Genomic DNA, 22,916 nt, shown 5'->3' on the forward strand with positions numbered 1-22,916 from the left:
AATCGCCTACTCGTCGCCCTCCACCCGCATGACGCTCGCCACGGCCCGTACGATGTCCAGCTCCCGCAGCCCCGCCATCGTCGCCGACAGCGCGGCGTCCGTGGCGCGGTGGGTGACGATGACGAGCTGGGCGTCGTCGCCGCGGCCCTCCTGGCGGACGGTCTGGATCGAGACGTCGTGCTTGGCGAACAGCTCCGCCACCTGCGCCAGCACGCCCGGCTTGTCGGCGACGTCCAGGGCCACGTGGCAGCGGGTGACGGTCTCGCCCATCGGGTGCACGGCCAGGTCGGCGTACGTCGACTCGTCGGGGCCGCGGGTGCCCGCCAGGCGGTTGCGGCCGACGGCCACCAGGTCGCCGAGGACGGCCGAGGCGGTGGGGGCGCCGCCGGCGCCCTTGCCGTAGAACATGAGCTGGCCCGCCGACTCCGCCTCCACGAAGACCGCGTTGTACGCCTCGCGCACCCCCGCCAGCGGGTGGGAGCGCGGGATCATCGCCGGGTGCACCCGCACGCCGAAGGAGCGGCCGTCGTCGGAGCGGGCGCAGATGGCCAGCAGCTTGATGACGTACCCCATGGCCTTGGCGGAGGCCACGTCGGTGGCGGTGATCTCGGTGATGCCCTCGCGGTGCACCTCGTCGGCGCGGACGCGGCTGTGGAAGGCGAGCCCGGCCAGGATGGCGGCCTTGGCGGCGGCGTCGAAGCCCTCGACGTCGGCCGTCGGGTCGGCCTCGGCGTAGCCGAGCGTCTGCGCCTCCTCCAGGGCGTCGGTGAAGGAGGCGCCCGTGGAGTCCATCTTGTCGAGGATGTAGTTGGTGGTGCCGTTGACGATGCCGAGCACCCGCTTGACGTGGTCGCCGGCCAGCGACTCGCGCAGCGGGCGCAGCAGCGGGATGGCGCCGGCCACGCTGGCCTCGAAGTACAGGTCGCCGTTGCCCGTCCGGGCGGCCTCGTGCAGGGTGGCGCCGTCCTCGGCCAGCAGCGCCTTGTTGGCGGTGACGACCGACTTGCCCCTGGACAGGGCGGCGACGATCAGCGAGCGGGCCGGCTCGATGCCGCCGATGACCTCGATCACGATGTCCACGTCGTCGCGGGTGACCAGCGACTCGGCGTCGGTGGTCAGCAGCGCGGGATCGACGTCGATGTCGCGCTTGCGGCCCAGGCGGCGCACGGCGACCCCGGCCAGCTCCAGCGGCGCGCCGACGCGGGCGGCCAGGTCGTCGGCCTGCTCGTGCATGAGCCTGATGACCTGCGAGCCGACGACTCCGCAGCCCAGAAGAGCCACTTTCAGCGGTTTCACAGCTGCCCCCTCAACAAGTCGTCCTCGGTCTCGCCCTGCACGATCACCCGGGAGACGCCGCCGGAGACGGCGACCACGGCGGGCCTGGGCAGGTAGTTGTAGTTGCTGGCCAGCGAGCGGCAGTAGGCGCCGGTCGCGGCCACGGCGATCAGGTCGCCGGGGGCGAGGTCGGCGGGCAGGTAGAAGTCGCGCACGATGATGTCGCCGCTCTCGCAGTGCTTGCCGACCAGGCGGCTGAGCATGGGCTCGGCCTCGCTGGCCCGGCTGGCGAGCGCGGCGGTGTACTCGGCGCCGTAGAGCGCCGTGCGCACGTTGTCGCTCATGCCGCCGTCGACGCTCACGTACGTGCGCAGCCCCTCGACGTCCTTGATCGTGCCGACCTCGTAGAGCGTGATGCCGCCGGGGCCGACGACGGTGCGGCCCGGCTCGACGGTCAGGCGGGGCACGGGCAGGCCGGCGTCCTTGCACACCTTGGAGACGATCTCGCGCAGGCCGTCGGCCAGCTCCTTGATGTCGGGGGCCTCGTCGCCCTCGACGTAGGCGATGCCGTAGCCGCCGCCGAGGTCGAGCTCGGGCAGCACCACGCCGTGCTCGTCCTTGATCTGCACGAGCAGCGCGGTCAGCCGCCGCGCGGCCACCTCGAACCCGGCCGTGTCGACGATCTGGGAGCCGATGTGCGAGTGCAGCCCGACGAGCTCCAGCTGGGGCAGGGCCAGGATCCGGCGCACCGCCTCGGCCGCCGCCCCCGTGTTCAGCGACAAGCCGAACTTCTGGTCGTCGTGCGCCGTCGCGATGAACTCGTGGGTGTGCGCCTCGACCCCGGTGGTGACCCTGATCATCACCTTGGGCCGCTTGCCGTGCTGCTCGGCGAGGTAGCCGAGCCTGGCGATCTCGTCGAAGGAGTCGACCACGATGTGCCCGACCCCGGCCTCCAGCGCCCTGGTGAGCTCGGCGACGGACTTGTTGTTGCCGTGCATGGTGATGCGCTCGGCGGGGAAGCCGACGCTCAGCGCGACCGCCAGCTCGCCGTTGCTGGCCACGTCGAGCCCGAGGCCCTCGGCCTGCAACCAGCGCACCATCTCCTTGCACAGGAACGCCTTGCCGGCGTAGTGGACCTCGGAGCCGGCGAACGCCGTGGCGTAGTCGCGCATGCGCGAGCGCACGTCGTCCTCGTCGAGGACGTAGAGCGGCGTGCCGTGGTCGCGGGCCAGGTCGCGAACGTCCACACCGCCGACCGTGAGCGCGCCATCGGCCCGGGACGACGTTCGGGGCCAGATCGCGGGGTTGATCCGATTGAGGTCGGCGGGCGCCAGCGGCGGGCGCTCCTGGGGCAGCATCTCGGCGTGCCGGTCCCCGGCGGGATGGGCGAATCGACTCACCCGATCGAGGCTATCGGAAGCGCCAGTACGCCATGACCCTCTGCCCACGTATCGAGACGCGATCAAGCCCCAGAAGGGATATTTTTACGTTTTTTCGCCGTTTAGCCGGATATTTTGTGACACGTTACAACCGGTCGGGGCCTGGCAGCACCTTGCCGACCACGTCCGCCACCCGCACCCGCGCCGCGTGCACCGGCCCCGGCTCCTCGTCCCCCACCGGAACGGCGGGCGCCCGCTCGTGCGCGTCGTGGTAGGCGAGCGCGAGCCGCAGGAGAAAACTCTCCCACCCCGGCTCCCGGCCGGCCAGCCTCCCCGGCAGCTCGGCCAGCACACGCAGCACCCGCCGGTGGTACCGGTCGGACAGCTCCTCGGGCCGGAACCCCGCCGGCACCCCGAGCTGCCCGGCCCACCTCCGCACGGCACAGGCGCGCGCGTGCCCGTACCGCACCACGAACCCGGGGTTGTCCCAGGTGCGCGGGAAGTCCGGCCAGGCGGGCTCGAAGGGGACGGCCACGGGCTCCAGGTCCACGACAGGCTCGGTCAGGACGATCCGCAGGAAACCCTGTCCCCGGACCTCCACGGCGGCCACCCCGTCGAGCTCCCGCACCCGGGCGGCGAGCTCCCCGGCGGGCAGGCGGCGGCGCAGGGCCGCGGCGGAGACGTACACGGCCTCGCGCTCCCACGTCCCCTCGGGCACGGGCGGCTCGCCCAGCACCCCGGCCAGCTCACCAGGTGTCACGGGGACGACCCTAGATGAGCGCGTGCGGCTCCGCCGACCCGTACTCGACCAGGTGCGCGGCCCCCAGGAGCCAGCGGTCCTCGTCGCGCACCCGTACGTAGCCGAACCGGTCCGCCGAGAAGACCTTGATCCCGTCCGTGCGGCACTGCCGCATGAGCACCTCGTCCCAGCCCTCCGTGAGGTCGGCGAAGCCCAGCTCGCGCAGCGCGTTGCGGCGGGCCAGCAGGGTGCCGCCGGCGATCTCGGGGAGGTAGGTGTACTCGGCCTCCGGCTGCTTGAGCAGCGTGGCCTGGGGCTTGCGCAGGTGGGCGTAGAAGGCGGCCTTGCCGACGATGTCGGCCGTGCTGAACAGGAAGGCGCGGCGCAGGTCCGACAGGTAGTGGGGGCCGTAGACGTCGCGCGGGTCCATGACCGCGACGAGGTCGGCCTCGCACAGGTCGATGCCGGCGTTGAGCATGGCGCCCTCGGTCATCGCCGCGTGCGGGCGGCGGTGGATGACCTCCACGTCCGGCAGCACGTCGCGGGCCCGCAGCTCGGCCTCCGGCGGGCCGATGACGATGAGCTGGTCCACCCCGGACTGCTTGGCGACCTGGGCCAGGGCGTGCTCCAGCAGGTACGGGTCGAGCACGGGCAGCAGGACGGAGGTGTTGAGCGTGGGCCGGGCGCTGGGCAGGCCGATGGCGTCGAGCAGCTCGTCGACGCGCTCGCTCATCGTGCCCATCGAGTACGCCCGCCGCAGCGCCACGTGCGCCCGCCGGCTGTCCGCCTCGGTGCCGATCGACGTGCCGCAGGCGGCGATCTCGGCCAGCCGCCACTGCGGGGTGCCCGGCGGGCAGTCGGCGGCGGCGGGCCAGCGGTAGGAGGTCAGGACGTCGGGGTACGACAGGTGCTCGGGCAGGAGCTGGTCGAGCGTGAGCACCCGGTCGATGCGGCCCCCGGCCAGCGGCAGCGGGTTGTGCACCCGGGGCTGCACGCCGTACTGCAGCCGCGGCCAGGCCACGGTCAGGTCGGCGGTGAAGCGGTGCTCGAACAGGTCGGCCGCCGCCGCGTACGCCGACACCTCGCCCTTGGTGTGCCAGAACACGGTGCGGATGCCGCGCTCGGCGCACCAGGCCAGCAGCGCCTTGAGGCCCTCGCCCGGCTCGCCGGTGATCTCCTCGGCCCACGGGCCCTGCGTGACGGACTCGACGACCAGCAGGTGCGGCACCTCCAGGGGGAGCACCCTGGCGAAGTCGCGGGGCGTGAAGCCGGTCGTCTGGCGCCACTCGTAGCGCAGCAGCGCCTCGGCGTGCGGGTCGGCGATCACCGCGGCCGTCAGGTGCGGGCGCGTGTTGGGGCCGGTCGGCACGCGGTACGGCTTGAGCTTGAAGGAGGCGCCACCGAGCGTCCTGGTCGTGCTGGTGGCCTGGAAGGCGGCTCCTGGGCGCTCGTCCCTGGGCTTGGCGGAGCCGGCCACCGGCCTGCGTTTGGGCGCGACGGGGCGCTTGACCGGCTTGGCGGCGCCCCTGAGGCCCTTGGCCAGGCGTACCGGGTTGCTCTTGCCGCTCTTGATGGCGTCGCCGAGCCGGCTCCAGCGGGCGACCTTCATCGAGGAGAGCTTCCACTGCGCCACCTCGGCCTGGAAGCGCTGCTCGGCCAGCTCCCTGCGCAGCTTGTCGGAGGTGGCCTGCTCGGCGGCCAGCCGCTCCTCGATCTCGCTGAGCTGCTCGGCCAGCACCCTGGCCTCCTCGGTGCTCTCCTGCGCCGCGGCCAGCTCGGCCTGGGCGGCGTCCAGCAGCCTGGCCAGCTCGGCAGCCCGCTCGGCCTGCGCGATCGCATCGCGCAACGCCCGCCGCGTGCTCTCTAGCTCAGTAGACACCGGTCCTCCTTCGTCGGTCCGGCGTCAAGACGCTGCGTCGCATCGTTCACTCACTACGTTCGCGAACCGGACCTCCGCTCTCGTAGCCCGCCAAAGGATACTCTTTGCCGAGAAGCGTCTCGAAGGGATTGAGATCCGGTGCAGTTCAACGTGCGGCCCTACGTCTGCGGCGCTCTCGGCCGGATCGACACCGCCGTGCTCGGCAAGCTGATGGCGGCGGGGCCCAAGGTCTGGCCCGCGTTGCAGTCGGCCGACGCGGCGCTGTTCAGCTCCTCACCGTTGCCGCCCTACCACCGCGCGGGCGACTCGTACGCCTTCGCCTGGGGCGAGCGCAGGCCGAAGGCCGCCGAGGACGAGTGGATCACGGTCGCGGAGACGTTCGAGACGCCGGGGCTGATCGGCGACGGGCGGAAGGTGACGCTGCACACGGGCGCGCTGGGCCTGGTGGACGTCTACTACGTACGGCTGGGCGAGGCGGTCTACTTCTCCTCGCTGATCCAGCCCCTGCTCAGCCTCGTGCCGGTCCAGATCGACTGGTCGGCGTGGGCCTCGATCCTGCAGGTGACGTTCCCGCTGGGCGAGGCGACCCCGTACACCGAGGTCAAGCGGCTGCCCGGGGCGAGCGCGCTGGTGTTCGAGCACGACCGGCTGGCGACCGAGCGGCGGCTGCCGCGCTGGCTGCGCACGGAGCCGTACGAGAAGTGGATCAGCCCGCGGGAGATCGTCGAGCTGCTGCACGGGGTGTACGAGGACTACGCCGGGCGCAGGCTGCTGGTGCCGGTCAGCGGCGGCTACGACTCGCGGCTGCTGGCCAGCGTCGCCAGGGCGCGCGGGTTCGACGTGGAGTCGTGGACGACCAGCCCCGACGACGGCACCGACACCGACATCGCCTTCGCCAGGTCGATCACCAGGGAGCTGGGCATCCCGCACCGGGTGATCACCCAGGACGCCGCCGACTATCCGGCCGACGCGATGGAGGTGGCGCGCAGGCTGGAGTACCTGACGCCGCACCACGCCTGGTACGCGCCCTTCGCCAAGGAGGTGCACGGCGCGGGCCGGATCCTCGTCGACGGGCTGGCCGGCGGGCCGCTGCTGAAGAACTTCATGGTCAGCGGGGCCGCGCTGGAGGCCACGACGCAGGCCGAGCGGTCGGCGGCCGTGCTGGCCTCGCTCTCGCTCGGGCAGCCGACGCAGCCGTTCCTGTCGAAGGCCGCGGCGCAGTGGATGGACGAGACGGTGCGCGAGCAGTTCCAGGCCGCCACCTCGATGCTCCACGGGCACCGGGCCGAGCTGCCGCTGTCGGTGCTGCACACCAGGACGGTGCGGGGCATCGCGCGCTCGGCGGTGAACCTGGTGGGCCCCGAGGCGTCGTTCGCGGCGCCGTTCATCCATCCGGAGTTCTTCGACGCCGCGCTGTCGGTCGGCGTGGCGCGCAAGGACAAGGGCCGCTTCTACCGCGAGGTGCTGTACGCGGCCAACCCGCGCGTGGCCGCTCTGCCCTCGACGAACGTGATCAAGCAGCCGCTCCAGCGCGTTCCGCTGCGTTCCACGGCCGCTCCCGCCCGGGCCTATTCGCACCGCATGCTGGAGGTTCTGGTCGACCGCGTGCCGAACCTGCTGTCGGATGAGCTGCACGAGGTGGTCGCGGGTGGGCCCGACGCGCTGACCAGGTTCAACGGCTGGAACGACCGGTTCTGGGTGCGCGGTCTTGTGCTGTTCGGCCTCTGGCTGAACGACTTCGAGAGCGACCTCTCCGACCTGGCCACGCCTTTTTAGCGAACTCTGGGTAACATGGCGATTACATCCCGATCTCGCGGGTATTACACGTCGCACAGCAGAAGCGGGTTCCGGAAAGCCAACGGGCTGGTAGTGTTCGGCCCGTAAGCGCCGCACAAACGGGCACCAGATCACAAATCCGGTCCCGTTCGAGGGCAGTGGAGTTCGCAGGGATGACGACTCCACGCGGCGCGGTCACCAGATAACAACGCCGGGGCAACCGGTGACTTCGTCCTGCCCACATCTCTTCCTGTGAGCGACATCATGATCAACGCATCCCCATCGCCGGAGCCGATCTCCGAGGCCTTCGTCTCGGAGGACCCAGCCTGGTACAAGCGGGCGGTGTTCTACGAGGTTCTCGTCCGGGGGTTCAAGGACTCCAACGGCGACGGCACCGGCGACCTGCGCGGTCTCATCGAGAAGCTCGGCTATCTCGAGTGGCTCGGCGTGGACTGCCTGTGGCTGCTGCCCCTTTACGAGTCGCCGCTGCGTGACGGCGGATACGACATCTCGGACTACATGAAGATCCTCCCTGACTTCGGGGACCTGGGGGACTTCGTGGCGCTGATCGAGCAGGCCCACGAAAAGGGCCTGCGGATCATCACCGACCTCGTGATGAACCACACCAGTGACCGGCACCCCTGGTTCCAGGCGTCCCGGCACGACCCTGAAGGGCCGTACGGCGACTTCTACGTGTGGTCCGACCATCCCGGCGGCTACCCCGACGCGCCGATCATCTTCATCGGCGCCGAGGAGTCCAACTGGACCTACGACCCGGTGCGCAAGCAGTACTACTGGCACCGTTTCTTCCACCACCAGCCGGACCTGAACTATGACAACCCGGCGGTGCAGGAGGCCATGCTGGAGGTCCTGCGGTTCTGGCTGGACCTGGGCATCGACGGCTTCCGGCTGGACGCGGTGCCGTACCTGTTCGAGCGTGAGGGCACCGCGTGCGCCGGGCTCCCCGAGACGCACGCGTACCTGAAGAAGATCCGCGCGGAGGTCGACCGCCTCTACCCCGACCGGGTGCTGCTGGCCGAGGCCAACGGCTGGCCCGAGGACGTGGTGGAGTACTTCGGCGACCCCACCACGGGCGGCGACGAGTGCCACATGGCCTTCCACTTCCCGCTCATGCCGCGCATCTACATGGCGGTCAAGAAGGAGACCCGGGAGCCGATCTCCGAGATCATGTCCCGCACGCCCAAGCTGCCGGAGAACGCGCAGTGGGGCATCTTCCTGCGTAACCACGACGAGCTCACGCTCGAGACGGTGACCGAGGAAGAGCGCGACTACATGCACAAGGAGTACGCCAAGGACCCGCGCATGCGGGCCTACCTGGGCATCCGCCGCCGCCTGGCCCCGCTGCTCGACAACGACAGGGACCGGATCGAGCTGTTCACCGCGCTGCTGCTGTCGCTGCCCGGCTCGCCGGTCATCTACTACGGCGACGAGATCGGCATGGGCGACAACATCTGGCTGGAGGACCGCGACTCGGTCCGCACGCCGATGCAGTGGAGCCCCGACCGCAACGCCGGGTTCTCCTCAGCCGACCCCGGCCGGCTCTACCTGCCCGCGGTCATGGACCCGATCTACGGCTACCAGGCGGTCAACGTGGAGGCCCAGCAGCGGCACGAGGGGTCGCTGCTGCACTTCACCCGCAAGATGCTGGAGATCCGCCGCAGGCACCCGGTGTTCGGCGTGGGCGCCTACACCGAGATGTGGTCGTCGAACCCCTGCGTGCTCACGTACGTGCGCGAGGACAACGCCGACGTGATGCTGTGCGTCAACAACCTGTCGAAGTTCCCGCAGCCGGTCGAGCTGGACCTGCGGCGCTTCGAGGGCATGACGCCGGTCGAGGCCAGGGGCGGGGTGCCGTTCCCCGCGATCGGGGAGCTGCCCTACCTGCTCACCCTGCCGGGGCACGGCTTCTACTGGTTCGCGCTCAAGCGGCCCGAGGAGAGCCTCAGCGAGAGGTGACCGGCACCTGGGCACGGGCCGCGCGGCGCGCCGGGATGAGCGCGACGGCGAGGGCCGTGCCCACCGCGACCAGCACCGCCACCGCCAGCGTCAGGGGCGACGGCGCGCGGCCGATGCCCGCGCCGACGCCGCTGGTGTGGCCCTGCCAGTCGATCAGCCCGGTGACGACGGAGATGCCCGCCACGGTGCCCACGCCCACGCCCAGCACCACCAGCAGCCCCGTGCCGGTCACCAGGGTGGCCATGACCTGGCGCGGGGTCAGCCCCATGGCCTTGAGCACGGCCAGGTCGAAGGCGTGGTCACGCAGGCCGAGCGCGCTGGCGGTGAGCAGGTTGGCCAGGCCGATCAGGGTCAGCACGGCGATCAGCGCCACGATCACCACCCGGATGATCGCCAGCCGGTCGGCCGGGTTGACCGCCGCCTGCACGTCGAGGCCCTCCTCCGAGACGGCCAGCAGCCGGCCGCGCACCTCCAGCGGGTCGGCGCCCGGCTTGAGCGCCAGCGCGTAGTACTCCGGCGGCACCGAGTCCTTGGCCGCCAGGCTGTCGAGCCCCACCGAGAGCACCTCGCCGTCCTGCTCGGGCTCGACGGTCCTGCCGACGATCCTGACGATCAGCGGGGTGCCGCCCACGGTGAGCCGCACCCGGTCGCCGATCTTGATCCCGAGCAGGTCGAGCAGCCCCTGACCGGCGACCGCCTCGCCCTGGCGGGCGTACATGCGGCCCTCGACCACCGGGAACGGGTACGGGCTCGTCGAGCTGCCGATGGCCCGCACCCGGACGGAGCGGGCCTCGCCCGGGGCCAGCGCGTTCACGTCGGTGCCCGGATAGACCTCCGCCACGTCCTTGTCCTGGGCGGCGAGCCGCTCGGCGACGGCGGGGTCCTCCTTGCCCGGCCTGACGTACAGGGCGGCGTACTGGCCCACCTGCTCGGGATGGGCGGAGAAGTTGTCCAGCGTGGCCCAGACGCCGAGCCCGATCGTGGTCATCATCATCGGCACGGCCAGGCCGAACGCCGTCAGGAACGCCGGCACCCGGCGGGTGAAGGCGTCTCTGGTGCCCAGGACGAGCGCGGGCGGGAGGCGTACGAGCAGGGCCAGGCGGGCCAGCCTGGACAGGTGGCCCCGCGGCGGCGCGGCGGGCACGTCGGGGATCGGCGGCGTGCGCCCGCCTCGCCAGGCGGGCACGCCGACGGCGGCCAGCACCACCAGGGCCGTGCCCGCGACGATGGCCAGCACGGGGATGGGCGCCACGGAGCCGGCGCCGAGCATCGCCGCCATCACGCCCCAGCCCACCAGCGTGCCGATCGCGACGCCGAGCAGGCCGAGCGCGCCGTGCTCGACCAGGAGCAGCAGCGCGACCTGGCCCCTGGTGAAGCCCATGGACTTGAGCGTGGCCAGGTCGCGGAGCTGGCCCAGCACCCGGCCGCCGGCGGCGTTGGCCAGCGCGAGCGCGGCGGCCACCAGCCCCACCACGCCGAACAGCGCGAGCAGCGTGCCCAGCAGCCGGTTGTCCAGCTCCATGGCGGCCCTGACCTCGCGCCAGGTGTAGACACGCTGCAGCCGGTCCTCCAGCAGCACGACCACGCGCTGCGAGACGACCTGCGAGGCCTCGGGGTCGGCCAGGCGCAGCCCGGTGACCCACTCGCTGCGGCCCAGCATGGGCTCGATGCGGTCGAGCATGTAGGGCAGCACGTAGGCCAGGCCCGGCGTCCATTCGGGATAGAAGCCCTGGTCGGCCGAGTCGGCGATGCCGCGCACGTAGAGCGTGTGGCGCTCGCCGTTGATCGTGATGATCGTGAACGGCGCGCCGATGCGCAGCCCCAGCGATCCGGCGAACGAGCGCTCGACCACCACCCCGTCGGGCTGCGACGGGTCCAGCCAGCGGCCCTCCGCCACCACGGGGTGCGCCACCGCCGGCGGGGTGGCGGGCATCGCGCGCAGCGAGGCCGGCTCCTTCTTGCCGTTCTGCGCCACCGTGACGGGCGCGGAGCGGTACGGGCCGGCGGTCTGGGTCACGCCGTCGATGGCGCCCAGCGCGACCTGGGGGCTGTCCTTGGTGTAGATCCAGACGTGGGCCCCGTCGGTCTGGGCCGACAGGCTCCGCCACGGGTTCGTGCCGTCTTCGAGCAGGGTCGCCGCGGTGATCAGCGCGGCCACGATGCCGGCCACGGCCAGCACGGTGAGCACCGCCTGCCCCGTCCTGGCCCGCAGGTCGGCCCTGATCCACCGGCTACCGGCCAGGACAGTGCTCATCGGAGGTCGATCACCTCGCCGGCGGTGCGCGTGCGGCGGCGCGCGATGCGGCCGTCGTCCACGATCTCGCCGTCGAAGAGCGACACGAGCCGGTCGGCCAGGCTGGCGACGCGGGCGTCGTGGGTGACCATGACGATGGTCTGGCCCTCCTTGTGCACGTCGCTCAGCAGGCGCAGCACGTCGCGCGTGTTGCGGCTGTCGAGGTTGCCCGTGGGCTCGTCGGCCAGCAGCAGGCTGGGCTTGTTGGCCAGCGCCCTGGCCAGCGCCACCCGCTGCTGCTCGCCGCCGGAGAGCTGGGCGGGCGCGGCGTCGGCCCGGTCGGTCAGGTTGAGCGCGGCCAGCAGGCTCTCGCGGCGCTCGCGGGCCACCTTGGGCGAGGCCCCGGACAGCAGCGCGGGCAGCTCGACGTTGTCGCCCACCGTCATGTTGGCGACCAGGTTGAAGAACTGGAAGACGAAGCCGATCTTCTTGCGCCGCAGCAGCGCCCACGCGCTCTCGGAGAGCGTGTCCACGCGCTTGCCGTCGAGCCAGATCTCACCGCTGGTGCGCGCGTCGAGGCCGCCCAGCATGTGCACGAGCGTGGACTTGCCGGACCCCGACGGGCCCATGATCGCGACGAACTCTCCCAGCTCGACCTGGAGATCCACTCCGCGGACGGCAGGCACGGGCACCGCGCCATCCTGGTAGATTTTGACCAGATTGACCGTTTTCACAACCGGGCTCATGCCAGATCCTCCTGGCATCGTTCGAGCCAGTCAAGATCCGCTTGCAGATGCAACATGGCCCCTTCGATGAGCAGCATCGCCACCCGATCGGTCGGCGCGGTGCGGGACAGCAGGTCGTTCAGGTCGCTCATCAGCGACAGGTAGTGGCGGCGCTGACGGCTGATCAGCGCCATCCGGTCCGCGATGCCGGTGAGCGGGGCGAGCACGAGCTTCATGAAGAACTCGTCGCGCACCCTGGGGCCCTCGGTCGGCTCGTCCACCCAGGCTTCGAGCGACTCGCGGCCCTTCGCGGTCAGATAGTAGACCTTCTTGTTGGGCCGGTTGGACTGCTCCACGTCCACGGCCCTGATGAGACCGTCCTTCTCCAGCCTGCCGAGCGTGACGTAGATCTGCCCGATGTTGGGCGAGGGATAGGCACTGCCGAAGGTCTGCTCAAGCGCTTGTTTGAGCTCGTAGCCATGGGCAGGCTCTTTCGCCAGGAGCGCCAGCAGGTGAGGCCGCACCGCTCTCCTCCCCGCTCTGTTACGTACGCGTTACAGAGCAATCTGTTGACCTTCAGATTACCGCTGTGCATAACATGAATGCATCTACCTAACACGTATGTAATTCATCTTGAACGTGGAGGAAACAGGGTGCTTCGCCTCCTGCCGATGCTGCTGGCCGTGACCCTGGCGGCCGGCTGCGCGGCGGCGGGGGACGAGGGCGGCGGCGACAAGGGGACGGGCGGAACCGGGCCCATCACCTTCGCCACCGGACGCGACACCACGGCGTACCTGCAACCCCTGCTGGATCGCTGGAACCAGGCCCACCCGGCCGAGAAGGTGACGCTGCTGGAGCTGCCCGAGGCCGCCGACGAGCAACGCGCTCAGATCGCGGCCAACCTTCAGGCCCAGAGCAGCCGGTACGACGTGCTGGGGCTCGACGTGGTGTGGACTGCCGAATTCGCGGAGAACGGCTGGATCATCCCCCTGGAGCGCGGGTTGTTCCCGCTCGACAGGTTCCTGCCGCCCGTCGTGGAGACGGCCGTCTACAAGGACAAGCTCTGGGCCGTTCCGTACACGAGCAACGCTGGGCTGCTCTACTACCGGAAAGACCTGGTCAAGAAGCCGCCGCGGACCTGGGCCGAGCTTCGCGACCGATCACGCGAGATCACGAAAAAGCACAACATAGGAGGGTATGCGGGGCAGTTCCTGGCCTACGAGGGGCTCACGGTCAACTTCTCCGAGGCCGTGCAGTCGGCCGGCGGTGAGCTCGTCAGCCGCGACGGCACCGAGGTGACCCTCGACCCGGCCAAGGGCGGGGTCGCACTCGACTTCCTGCTCCAGGGCCTGCGCGAGGGCTGGATCCCGAAGGAGTCGCTGAGCTTCAAGGAGGAGGAGTCGCGCCTGGCCTTCCAGGAGGGCAGGCTGGCCTTCGCCCGTAACTGGCCGCACGCGTACGGACCGGCCAAGGCCGAGCTGGGCGACAAGCTGGGCGTGACCCGGCTGCCCGGCCTCGACGGCCCCGGCTCCAGCACGCTGGGCGGCGCCAACCTGGCCATCAGCGCCTACTCCAAGCACCAGCACACCGCCCAGGAGTTCATCCGCTACTTCACGAGCCTGGAGAACGAGCGCCGGGTCCTCACCGAGGGCTCCTTCCCGCCCGTGTGGACCGAGCTCTACGACGACCCCGAGCTCATCGAGCGCTTCCCCTACCTGCCCGTGCTCAAGGAGAGCATCCTCGCGGCCCGGCCTCGGCCGGTGAGCGCGAACTACAACCAGCTGAGCCTGGTGATCGCCAGTTCGGTCGCCAAGGCGCTCGGCGACCCCTCCCCCGAGACCGCTGACGACGTCGCGGCCTCCATGAAGTCCGAACTCGAAGAAATCATCAGAACCCAGTGAGGCAGCCATGCGAAAAGGCAGAGCAGCAGCGATCCTGGCCGGGCTCGCGGTAGCCGTCGCCGCCTGCGGCAACGCGCCGACGACGTCCGAGCCCACGGCGGCGGGATCGGCATCGGCGACCGGCGGCGGCGCCAAGCCGCTCCAGGGCGTCAAGCTCGAGGTAGCCGCCAAGTGGACCGGCGCCGAGCAGAAGAACTTCGAGCAGGTGCTGAAGGCCTTCACCGACAAGACCGGCGCCGAGGTCACCTACGCCTCCACCGGCGAGGACACCGGCGCCTACCTCGGCCCGCGCATCCAGGGCAACAACCCGCCGGACGTCGCGATCCTGCCGCAGCCGGGCCTGGTGCAGCAGTACGTCGAGCAGAACGCGCTCAAGCCGCTGACCCCGGAGGTCGTCCAGGAGGTCGACACCAACTACACGCCGTACTGGAAGGAGCTCGGCTCCGTCGACGGCAAGGTGTACGGCGTGCTGGTCAAGGCGGCGCACAAGTCGCTGGTGTGGTACCGGTCGCAGGCGTTCGAGGACGCGGGCGTGCAGCCGCCGACCAACTGGGACGAGCTGGTCAAGGCCGCGCAGACCGTCGCCGACTCCGGCACGCCGCCGTTCTCGTTCTGCGGCGCCTCCGGCTGGACGCTGACCGACCTCTTCGAGAACGTCTACCTGTCCACCGCGGGCCCGGAGAACTACGACAAGCTCTCCAAGCACGAGATCCCGTGGACCGACCCGACGGTGGGCGCGGCGCTGGAGAAGATCGCGCAGATCGCCGGCAAGAACGACTACCTGGTCGACGGCACCTCCGGCACCATGCAGACCGACTTCCCGACCTGCGTGACCAAGGTCTACGGCACCGACAAGGCCGCCATGGTCATCGAGGCCGACTTCGTGGCCGTCGAGGCCGTGAACGCGGGCGCCAAGGTCGGCGAGGAGGCCAAGTACTTCCCGTTCCCCAAGGCCGGTGACACCACCCCGGTCGTGCTGGGCGGCGACGTGGCCGTGGCCATGAAGGACTCCCCCGGCGCGATGGCGCTGGTGCAGTTCCTGGCCTCCAAGGAGGGTGGCGAGGTCTGGGCCAAGCTGCCCGGCTACCTGTCGCCCAACAAGAACGTCTCGCCCGACAACTACCCGGACGAGCTGACCAAGCAGCTCGGCCAGACGATCGTCTCGGCCGGCGACGCCGTCCGCTACGACATGTCGGACCTGGCGCCGAGCGCCTTCGGCGCCACCGACGGCAAGGGCGAGTGGAAGGTGCTGCAGGACTTCCTGCGCAAGCCGAGCGACGTCAAGGGCACCCAGGAGGCGCTCGAAGCAGAGGCCAAGAAGGCCTGGAAGTAAAGAGGTAAGGCCGTGACCGAACGGTTGGACGGCCGGCAGGACCCGCCCGCGGCGCAGGCCGCGGGCGGCACCTCAACCGGACCGGCTGAAACCCCCCGCAAGCAACGACGCCTCGGCCCCTCGCCGGCGGTCGCCATCGCCTTCCTCCTCCCGGCAGCGGTGCTGCTGGGAATCTGGGTGGTCTATCCGATCGTCTACTCCATCGTCCGAAGCCTGTTCGGCGCCAACGGGTTCGAAGAGTTCGTGGGGCTCGGCAACTACGTCTCGATCTTCACCGATCAGGGCATGCTGACCACGATCCGCAACAACCTGATCTGGGTGATCGTCGCGCCGATCATCGTCACCACGCTGGGCCTGATCTTCGCGGTGCTGACCGAGCGGATCAGGTGGGCGACGGCGTTCAAGCTGATCGTGTTCATGCCGATGGCGGTCTCCCTCATGGCGGCGGGCGTCATCTTCCGCCTCGTCTACGAGCAGAGCCCGGACAAGGGCCTGGCCAACGCCGTGCTCACCACCGTGGCCGACACGTTCTCCTCCTCCCAGGGCTATCCGGACGCCCGGCCGCGCGAGGGCGACCAGTCGCAGGTCGCCGCCGAGAACGGCGCGGTCGTCACCAAGCAGCCCGTCCAGGCCGGACAGCCGGTGCTGATCCCGATCGTCGGCGTCAAGCCGGACATCATGCCGTCCAACGCCCAGACCGCCAAGGCCGCGCCCGCCGGTGACGGCCTGTCGGGCACCGTCTGGTTCGACTTCACGCAGGGCGGCGGCGGCCAGAGCGGCGCCGTGGACGGCACCGAGAAGGGCCTGCCGGGCATGACCGTCGAGGCGGTCCAGAACGGCCAGGTCGCGGCCACCGCGACGACGGCCGAGGACGGCACGTTCCGCTTCGAGGGCCTGGCTCCCGGGTCCTACACGGTTCGGCTGCCGCAGTCGAACTTCCAGGCCTCGTACGGCGGCCTGCAGTGGCTGGGCCCGACGCTCATCACGCCCGCGATCATCGGCGCGTTCGTCTGGGTGTGGGCCGGCTTCGCCATGGTGCTGCTCGCGGCCGGGCTGGCGGCGATCCCCCGCGACGCCCTGGAGGCGGCCCGCATCGACGGCGCCACGGAGTGGCAGGTGTTCCGGAAGATCACCGTGCCGCTGCTGTCGCCGGTCCTGCTCGTCGTCTTCGTGACGATGATCATCAATACGTTGAAGGTGTTCGACCTGGTGTTCATCATCGCGCCCGCGTCGGTGCAACCACAGGCGAACGTGGTCGCGCTGGAGATGTGGCGCGTGTCGTTCGGCGGCGGGAACAACCAGGGGCTGGGCAGCGCGCTGGCGATCTTCCTGCTCGTACTGGTCCTTCCCTTCATGGTCATGAACATCCGGCGGTTCAGGAGGGGAGACTCATGACGACCGCGACAGCCGCGGCAGCGTCCGCGGGGCCGTCCGGGCTGGAGTCGGGAACGCCGCGCAGGGGCGTGGTCAGCAAGATCGTCGACCGGCTGGGCAGCGGCGCCGTCCAGGTGATCATGATCCTGCTGGGCCTGTTCTGGCTGGTGCCGACGCTGGGCCTGCTGGTCGTCTCGCTGCGGACGAACCAGGTCAACAGCGCGGAGGGCTGGTGGACGATCTTCACCAAGCCGGCCGAGCTGACCATCCAGAACTACGCGAACCTGCTGGGCAGCGGGTTCACCACGTCCTTCTGGAACACGGTCCTGATCACCGTGCCGACCACGGTCCTGGTGATCGGCATCGCGGCCATGGCGGCGTACGCGTTCGCGTGGATGGACTTCCCCGGCCGGGACGCGGCGTTCCTCGTGGTCGTCGGGCTGCTGATCGTGCCCATCCAGATCGCGCTGATCCCCATCGCCACCTTCTACGGCGGCACCGGGATCTTCGGCAGCATCCTGGGCGTGGTGCTGTTCCACGTGGCGTTCGGGCTTCCATTCGCGATCTTCCTGCTGCGCAACTTCTTCGTCGGCATCCCGGCCTCGCTGCTGGAGGCCGCGCGCATGGACGGGGCGCCCGAGTGGAAGATCTTCGTCTCGGTGGTCTTCCCGCTGGGCAAGCCCGCCATCGCGTCGCTGGGCATCTTCCAGTTCCTGTGGGTGTGGAACGACATGCTCATCGCGCTGGTCTTCGCCGACACCGGGAACCAGCCGATGACCAAGTATCTGCAGTCTCAGATGCGGCAGTTCGGGTCGAACACCGACATCCTCTCGTCCGGCGCGTTCATGTCGCTGATCATCCCGCTGGTCCTGTTCTTCGCGTTCCAGCGGTACTTCGTGCAGGGCATGATGGCCGGCTCGGTCAAGTGACGTGACGGGCGCCCGCCTTCTCGCGGCGGGCGCCCGCCGTAACGCCCATTCGGGCGTTTTCGATGCTTTTTCATGAAGCGTCTTCTCGCTCTTACCGCGGCAGCCTTCCTCACGCTTCCCCTCACCCCCGCCGCCGCCTCCCCGGCGGGCACGCCCGGCGCGCCCGGCGCGGGCGACCCGTACTTCCCCGGCCAGGGCAACGGCGGCTACGACGCCCTCCACTACGACCTCACGCTCGACTACGAGCCGTCCTCAGGACGCCTGTCCGGCCGCGCCGCCATCTCGGCACGGGCCACGCAGGCGCTGAGCCGCTTCAACCTCGACCTCGTCGACACGCTGTCCGTACGGTCCGTGACCGTGGACGGCAGGCCCGCCACGTACGCGCAGAGCGGCTCGGAGCTGGTGGTCACGCCGGCCAGGACGCTGCGCGACCGGCGCGGCTTCTCGGTCGTGGTCCGGTACGACGGCAACCCCGCCCACGTCATCGACCCCGACGGCTCCATGGACGGGTGGATCAGGACCGGCGACGGCGTGTTCAACGCCAACGAGCCCCAGGGCGCGATCACCTGGTACCCCGGCAACCACCACATGACGGACAAGGCGACGTACCGGTTCACGGTGACCGTGCCCAGCTCCCGGGTGGCGGTGGCCAACGGGGACCTGGTGCGCCAGGCCTCGAAGGGCGGGCGGACGACGTACGTGTGGAACTCCCGCGAGCCGATGGCCAGCTACCTCGCCACGGTGTCGATCGGCACGTTCGAGCTCACCGACCGCCGGATCGGCGGCTACCGGGTGACCACCGCGGTGGACCCCCAGGCGACCGGTGACGCCACGGGCTTCGCCGAGCGGCACCCGCCGATGCTCGACTACTTCAGCCGGCTCTTCGGGCGCTACCCGTACTCCTCGACGGGCGGGATCGTGGACCACGCGCCCGAGGTCGGCTACGCGCTGGAGACGCAGACCCGGCCCATCTACCCGCGCGTGCCCGGCGAGTCCCTGATCGCGCACGAGCTGGCGCACCAGTGGTTCGGCAACTCGGTGACGCCCACGCTCTGGCGCGACATCTGGCTGAACGAGGGCTTCGCCACCTACTCCGAGTGGCTCTGGGCGGACCAGCGCGGGACGCAGAGCGTGCAGGCCGCCTTCGACGAGGCGTACGCGCGGCCGGCCGAGGACACGTTCTGGCAGACCCCGACCGCCGACCCCGGCGGCCCGGAGAACCTCTTCCACGCCCCCGTCTACGACCGCGGCGCGATGACCCTGCACGTGCTGCGGCGCACGGTCGGCGACGACCCGTTCTTCGCGATCCTGCGGGCCTGGGCGACCCAGTACAGGTACGGCAACGCCGACACCGCCGCCTTCGTCGCCCTGTCGGAGCGCGTGTCGGGCAGGGACCTCGGGGCCCTGTTCGACGCGTGGCTCCTCAAGCCCGGCAAGCCGTCGTTGTGATCATTCTGGTACGGCTTGTCCCCGGGTTCGGGCCGCAAGCCGTACCAGACCTGGCTAAGCTCAACGGCCATGGCCGGTCGTCCGTTGAACGAAGTCGTCGAAGCAGGGTGGGCACGCGCGCTCGAGCCCGTGTCCGAGCAGATCTCCGTGATGGGAGAGTTCCTGCGCAAGGAAATCGCCGAAGGCCGGCAGTACCTGCCCGCCGGCGCCAACGTGCTGCGTGCCTTCAACCAGCCCTTCGACGAGGTCAAGGTGCTGATCGTGGGCCAGGACCCGTACCCCACGCCCGGTCACCCCGTGGGGCTGTCGTTCTCGGTGGCGCCCGACGTGCGGCCACTGCCCGGCAGCCTGGTCAACATCTACAAGGAGATGGAGACCGACCTGGGTCTGCCCCGGCCGTCCAACGGCGACCTGACGCCGTGGGCCGAGCAGGGCGTCCTGCTGCTCAACAGGGTGCTCACCGTGATGCCCGGCAAGCCCGCCTCGCACCGGGGCAAGGGCTGGGAGCAGGTCACCGAGCAGGCCATCCGCGCTCTCGTGGCGCGTGACAAGCCGATGGTGGCCATCCTGTGGGGCCGCGACGCCCGCAACCTGGCGCCCATGCTCGGCCAGGTGCCGCGCATCGAGTCCGCGCACCCCTCGCCGCTCTCGGCGCGCAGCGGTTTCTTCGGCTCGCGGCCGTTCAGCCGGGCGAATGAACTGCTCGTGCAGCAAGGCGCGGCGCCTGTCGAGTGGAAGCTGCCCTAGCATCGTCGCCATGAGTGATGAACCGAAGTTCCTGCGCCTGACGGTCGAGCTGACCGTGGAGGTGCTCGACATGGACGCGCTGCAGGCCGCGGCGCTGGCCGAGATCAGGCATCCCGACGCCGATCTGACCGAAGAGGAGCGCACCGAGCAGGCCGAGCTGGTCGCCTCCGACGACTCCGGCGCCTCGGCGCTGCAGTGGCTGATCGAGCCCGACCACGTGCTGCAGCTCGTCGAGCACATCAGCGAGATCGAGCCCCGCGAGGCCGTGCTCGGTGTGGAGCCGTCCGAGGGGCCGAGCGAGGAAGAGGAAGAAGAGCACGACCACGCGTGACGTACTGCGGCGGCCACGGCGTTCTGCGGACGTCGTGGCTTTTCGCTGCCCTTCTTGAGGAGCCTTGATGATCGTCGCTTTCTCCATCACCCCGCTGGGCGTCGGCGAAGGGGTCGCCGAGCCCGTCGCCCGCGCCGTCAAGGTCGTGCGCGACAGCGGGCTGCCCAACCGCACCGACGCCATGTTCACCACGATCGAGGGCGAGTGGGACGAGGTCATGGACGTCGTCAAGCGCGCCGTGGACGCCGTGGCCGAGGTCGCGCCGCGGGTGAGCCTCGTGCTCAAGGCCGACCTGCGCGAGGGGGTCACGGACGGCATGACCGCCAAGCTCGAGTCCCTGGAGCGCCACCTCTCCTGACAAAACGCGATATATCTTGACCCTACGGCGGACGCGTCATATCGTGTTGCTCTACGCAGACGCGATAGTACGCGTGCCCGGAGGTGGAATCAATGGAGCGAGTGCCCGTTCTGGTGGTCGGCGGCGGGTACGCGGGCCTGAGCGCCGCGACGCTGCTGGCCTGGCGCGAGGTGCCCGTGACGCTGGTCGAGCGGCGTCCGAGCACCTCCGTGCAGCCCAAGGCGTTCGGGGTCGGGCCGCGGGCCGTCGAGCTGCTGCGGCCCGTACCCGGGATCGAGGACGAGCTCGCCGGCATCTGGGCGGGGATCGGCGACGGCATGCGCATCGCGATCGCCCGCGACCTGGCCGACCCCGAACCCCACCTGATCACCGACGGCGGGCAGGCCGAGTACGCACTCCTGGCCGAGCTCACGCCTGCAGCGCCGGTGGGGGCGCCGCAGGCCGACATCGAGCGCGTGCTGCGGGTCAAGGCCGAGGAGCTCGGCGCCGACCTGCGCTTCTCCACCGAGCTGGTCTCGCTGGAACAGGACGGCGACGGCGTGACGGCGCTGATCCGCGGCAAGGACGGCGACAGCCTCGTACGGGCCGACTACGTGGTGGCCGCCGACGGTCACCGCAGCCCGCTGCGCCGGTCGCTGGGCGTGCCCACCTCCGGCAGGGGCACGCTGAGCCGGATGTGCTCCATCATGTTCGACGCCGACCTGTCGGACCTGGTGCGCGAGCGCGAGGTCACGCTGTGGTACCTGCGCAACGACGCCTTCACCGGCGCGCTGGTGACCGGCGCGGGGGCCGGGGCGCACGTGCTCAGCGTCCACCAGACGGAGGACGAGGGCCCCATCGCCGTGGAGCGCTGCGCCGAGCTGGTACGCCTGGCGACCGGCCGGCCCGGCCTGGACGTGCGGATCCTCGACCGGGCCACGTTCGGCATCGCGCACGAGCTGGCCGGTGCCTACCGGGCAGGGCGGGTCTTCCTCGCCGGCGACGCCGCCCACACCATGCCGCCCACCGGGGGCCAGGGCGGCAGCACGGCCCTGCAGGACGGTGCCGACCTGGCCTGGCGGCTGTGGCTGGTGCTCACGGGGCAGGCCGGGCCCGCCTTCCTGGACACCTACGACGCCGAACGCCGCCCGATCGGGACGCTGACCGCCGACGCGCAGCTCGCCGAGCTCGGCGCGCGCATGCCGCCCGCGGCCCGCATCGGCTACCCGGAGCGGCAGGCGGATCTCCTGCACACCCTGCTCGGGCACCGCTACCACTCCACGGCCATCCTCGACGAGCCCGGCGACGACGGCTCGATCCTGGAGGACCCGCGCCTGGCCGGCGGGCGGCCCGGCAGCCGGGCGCCGCACGTCGTGCTCGACTGGGACGGGCAGCGCATCTCCACCATCGACCTGTTCGGGGACGGCTTCGTGCTCATGGCCGCCAAGCAGGGCCGGCAGGCGTGGATGGAGGCGGGGCGGGTGGTCAAGGAGCGGCTCGGGGTGCGGCTGACGCGGCTGCCGGTGGATGACGAGCTGCTGGACGTGGAGGGGCGTTTCGAGCAGCGGTACGGCGTCAGCGGGGGCGGCGCCGTACTGATGCGGCCGGACGGGTACGTGGCCTGGCGGTCGTCGGAGCCGGTCGCGGACCCGGCGGCCACGCTGGAGCGGGTCCTCCGGCAGATCCTCAGCCGCTGACCGGCAACGCCGGCCGCCGATCAGCCGACGCCGGCCCTTGGTCAGTCACCGCCGGCCGTTGAACGGCATGCCAGCCGGAACCACCGGCCGTTGAACGGCAGCCAGTTCGCTCCTCAACCGGCCAGCAGGAGCTCCTCACGCCGGGCATGGAGCGTGTCGCGCAGCCGTCCCAGCTCCGCGCAGCGCTCTTCCAGCCCCGCCACCACCCCTTCCACCTCGCCGTCGGCCACGTCCGGCGTGACGGTCATGCCCAGCGCACCGACGTCCCTGACGAACGCGGCCACCGTCTCCTCCCGATCGCCTCCGCCGTCGAGCACCGCGAACCCGGCGGCCCTGGCCCGCTCCCGCGCGGGCAGCTCGACGTCCAGCTCGGCCAGCATCCGCCCGATCTCCAGCAGCTCAGCGCCCCGCGGATCGGCCGATCCCGTCATGCGGCGCTCCCGGCGTACCAGCAGCTCCTCGTAGAGCTCTCGGGCCGGCCCCACCTCCGCCAGCTCCCGCTCCACGGTCGCCAGTTCCCTCGTGTACGCCCCCGGCCCGGCCTCCGCGGGGGCGTCGAACTCTTGCCCGGCGTCCCGCATCAGGCCGGTGATCGCCGTGCGGCTCTCGTGCAGCTCGTCCCAGCGGCGCGCCCGCCGGCGTGCCGTGTGCAGATCTTCGTCGATCATCTCAAACGGGATCACGACACTTTGACGGACACACGTCGCCATTCGGTTCAGGATGACCATGGACATTTCCTAACAAACCAGGTCAGAACAGTCTCGGTCGTCCCGCAAGTTGCGCCGGCATCTCCCCTCCCCCACACAGCGCCATCACGGCGACCGGCAACACCACC

The 22,916-nt window shown here is 70.7% G+C and carries 19 protein-coding genes; 11 read left to right on the forward strand and 8 right to left on the reverse strand.

Going from position 1 to position 22,916, the window contains the following annotated elements:
- Positions 1 to 6: 6 nt before the first annotated feature.
- The 4 genes from ACBJ32_RS19910 to ACBJ32_RS19925 form a co-directional block, all read right to left on the reverse strand.
- Entirely contained in the window at positions 7 to 1,296 is a 1,290-nt protein-coding gene (locus ACBJ32_RS19910; RefSeq protein ID WP_375127972.1) for a homoserine dehydrogenase, read from the reverse strand.
- Entirely contained in the window at positions 1,293 to 2,675 is a 1,383-nt protein-coding gene (lysA, locus tag ACBJ32_RS19915; RefSeq protein ID WP_357875827.1) for a diaminopimelate decarboxylase, read from the reverse strand. The genes ACBJ32_RS19910 and lysA overlap by 4 nt, the downstream gene beginning before the upstream one ends.
- Before the next feature lie 124 nt (positions 2,676 to 2,799).
- On the reverse strand, positions 2,800 to 3,414 hold the full coding sequence (locus tag ACBJ32_RS19920) for an anticodon-binding protein (protein WP_375127973.1): 615 nt from the start codon (positions 3,412 to 3,414) through the stop codon (positions 2,800 to 2,802).
- A 10-nt stretch (positions 3,415 to 3,424) separates the two neighbouring features.
- Positions 3,425 to 5,272, reverse strand: coding sequence for a hypothetical protein (locus ACBJ32_RS19925; RefSeq protein WP_357875831.1), 1,848 nt, complete (start codon positions 5,270 to 5,272; stop codon positions 3,425 to 3,427).
- A gap of 138 nt (positions 5,273 to 5,410) precedes the next feature.
- On the opposite strand from ACBJ32_RS19925, the gene ACBJ32_RS19930 reads away from it, so the two are divergent.
- Both ACBJ32_RS19930 and treS read left to right on the forward strand, forming a co-directional pair.
- A complete protein-coding gene (locus ACBJ32_RS19930) occupies positions 5,411 to 7,048 on the forward strand; it encodes an asparagine synthetase B family protein (RefSeq protein ID WP_375127974.1) in 1,638 nt (545 codons plus the stop codon).
- Between the two features lie 264 nt (positions 7,049 to 7,312).
- The gene (treS, locus tag ACBJ32_RS19935) at positions 7,313 to 9,025 is read left to right on the forward strand and encodes a maltose alpha-D-glucosyltransferase (protein WP_357875835.1); all 1,713 of its coding nucleotides are present in this window, start codon (positions 7,313 to 7,315) and stop codon (positions 9,023 to 9,025) included.
- Here the strand turns inward: treS and ACBJ32_RS19940 are convergent.
- The 3 genes from ACBJ32_RS19940 to ACBJ32_RS19950 are packed head-to-tail and all read right to left on the reverse strand — an operon-like array spanning position 9,012 to position 12,507.
- Positions 9,012 to 11,279, reverse strand: a complete 2,268-nt coding sequence (locus ACBJ32_RS19940; RefSeq protein WP_357875837.1) for an FtsX-like permease family protein — start codon at positions 11,277 to 11,279, stop codon at positions 9,012 to 9,014. The two genes, treS and ACBJ32_RS19940, sit on opposite strands and share 14 nt — an antisense overlap.
- On the reverse strand, positions 11,276 to 12,004 hold the full coding sequence (locus ACBJ32_RS19945; protein WP_375127975.1) for an ABC transporter ATP-binding protein: 729 nt from the start codon (positions 12,002 to 12,004) through the stop codon (positions 11,276 to 11,278). Before ACBJ32_RS19945 ends, ACBJ32_RS19940 begins: the two co-directional genes overlap by 4 nt.
- The gene (locus ACBJ32_RS19950; protein WP_185109639.1) at positions 12,001 to 12,507 is read right to left on the reverse strand and encodes a PadR family transcriptional regulator; all 507 of its coding nucleotides are present in this window, start codon (positions 12,505 to 12,507) and stop codon (positions 12,001 to 12,003) included. Before ACBJ32_RS19950 ends, ACBJ32_RS19945 begins: the two co-directional genes overlap by 4 nt.
- Before the next feature lie 129 nt (positions 12,508 to 12,636).
- Here ACBJ32_RS19950 and ACBJ32_RS19955 point away from each other — a divergent pair, with 129 nt between their 5' ends.
- From ACBJ32_RS19955 to ACBJ32_RS19995, 9 genes are all read left to right on the forward strand, one after another.
- Entirely contained in the window at positions 12,637 to 13,884 is a 1,248-nt protein-coding gene (locus tag ACBJ32_RS19955) for an ABC transporter substrate-binding protein (protein ID WP_375127976.1), read from the forward strand.
- Between the two features lie 7 nt (positions 13,885 to 13,891).
- A complete protein-coding gene (locus tag ACBJ32_RS19960) occupies positions 13,892 to 15,217 on the forward strand; it encodes an ABC transporter substrate-binding protein (RefSeq protein WP_357875843.1) in 1,326 nt (441 codons plus the stop codon).
- A 12-nt stretch (positions 15,218 to 15,229) separates the two neighbouring features.
- A complete protein-coding gene (locus ACBJ32_RS19965; protein WP_357875845.1) occupies positions 15,230 to 16,612 on the forward strand; it encodes an ABC transporter permease subunit in 1,383 nt (460 codons plus the stop codon).
- Positions 16,609 to 17,520, forward strand: coding sequence for a carbohydrate ABC transporter permease (locus ACBJ32_RS19970; RefSeq protein WP_375127977.1), 912 nt, complete (start codon positions 16,609 to 16,611; stop codon positions 17,518 to 17,520). The genes ACBJ32_RS19965 and ACBJ32_RS19970 overlap by 4 nt, the downstream gene beginning before the upstream one ends.
- Before the next feature lie 72 nt (positions 17,521 to 17,592).
- Complete coding sequence (locus ACBJ32_RS19975; protein WP_375127978.1) at positions 17,593 to 18,969, forward strand: M1 family metallopeptidase; 1,377 nt, start codon at positions 17,593 to 17,595, stop codon at positions 18,967 to 18,969.
- A 69-nt stretch (positions 18,970 to 19,038) separates the two neighbouring features.
- Positions 19,039 to 19,716, forward strand: a complete 678-nt coding sequence (locus ACBJ32_RS19980; protein WP_357875850.1) for a uracil-DNA glycosylase — start codon at positions 19,039 to 19,041, stop codon at positions 19,714 to 19,716.
- A gap of 10 nt (positions 19,717 to 19,726) precedes the next feature.
- The gene (locus tag ACBJ32_RS19985; protein WP_357875852.1) at positions 19,727 to 20,047 is read left to right on the forward strand and encodes a hypothetical protein; all 321 of its coding nucleotides are present in this window, start codon (positions 19,727 to 19,729) and stop codon (positions 20,045 to 20,047) included.
- 67 nt (positions 20,048 to 20,114) lie between these two features.
- Positions 20,115 to 20,405: an MTH1187 family thiamine-binding protein gene (locus tag ACBJ32_RS19990; protein ID WP_357875854.1), complete on the forward strand. Its 291-nt coding sequence runs from the start codon at positions 20,115 to 20,117 to the stop codon at positions 20,403 to 20,405.
- Positions 20,406 to 20,497: 92 nt separating this feature from the next.
- The gene (locus ACBJ32_RS19995) at positions 20,498 to 22,081 is read left to right on the forward strand and encodes an FAD-dependent monooxygenase (protein ID WP_375127979.1); all 1,584 of its coding nucleotides are present in this window, start codon (positions 20,498 to 20,500) and stop codon (positions 22,079 to 22,081) included.
- Positions 22,082 to 22,194: 113 nt separating this feature from the next.
- On the opposite strand, the gene ACBJ32_RS20000 is transcribed toward ACBJ32_RS19995, so the two are convergent.
- Positions 22,195 to 22,749 (reverse strand): hypothetical protein, encoded by a 555-nt coding sequence (locus tag ACBJ32_RS20000; protein ID WP_375127980.1) that lies wholly within the window; start codon positions 22,747 to 22,749, stop codon positions 22,195 to 22,197.
- Between the last annotated feature and the right edge of the window lie 167 nt (positions 22,750 to 22,916).

It is taken from the genome of Nonomuraea sp. GTA35, assembly GCF_041950525.1.
Classification (GTDB): domain Bacteria; phylum Actinomycetota; class Actinomycetes; order Streptosporangiales; family Streptosporangiaceae; genus Nonomuraea.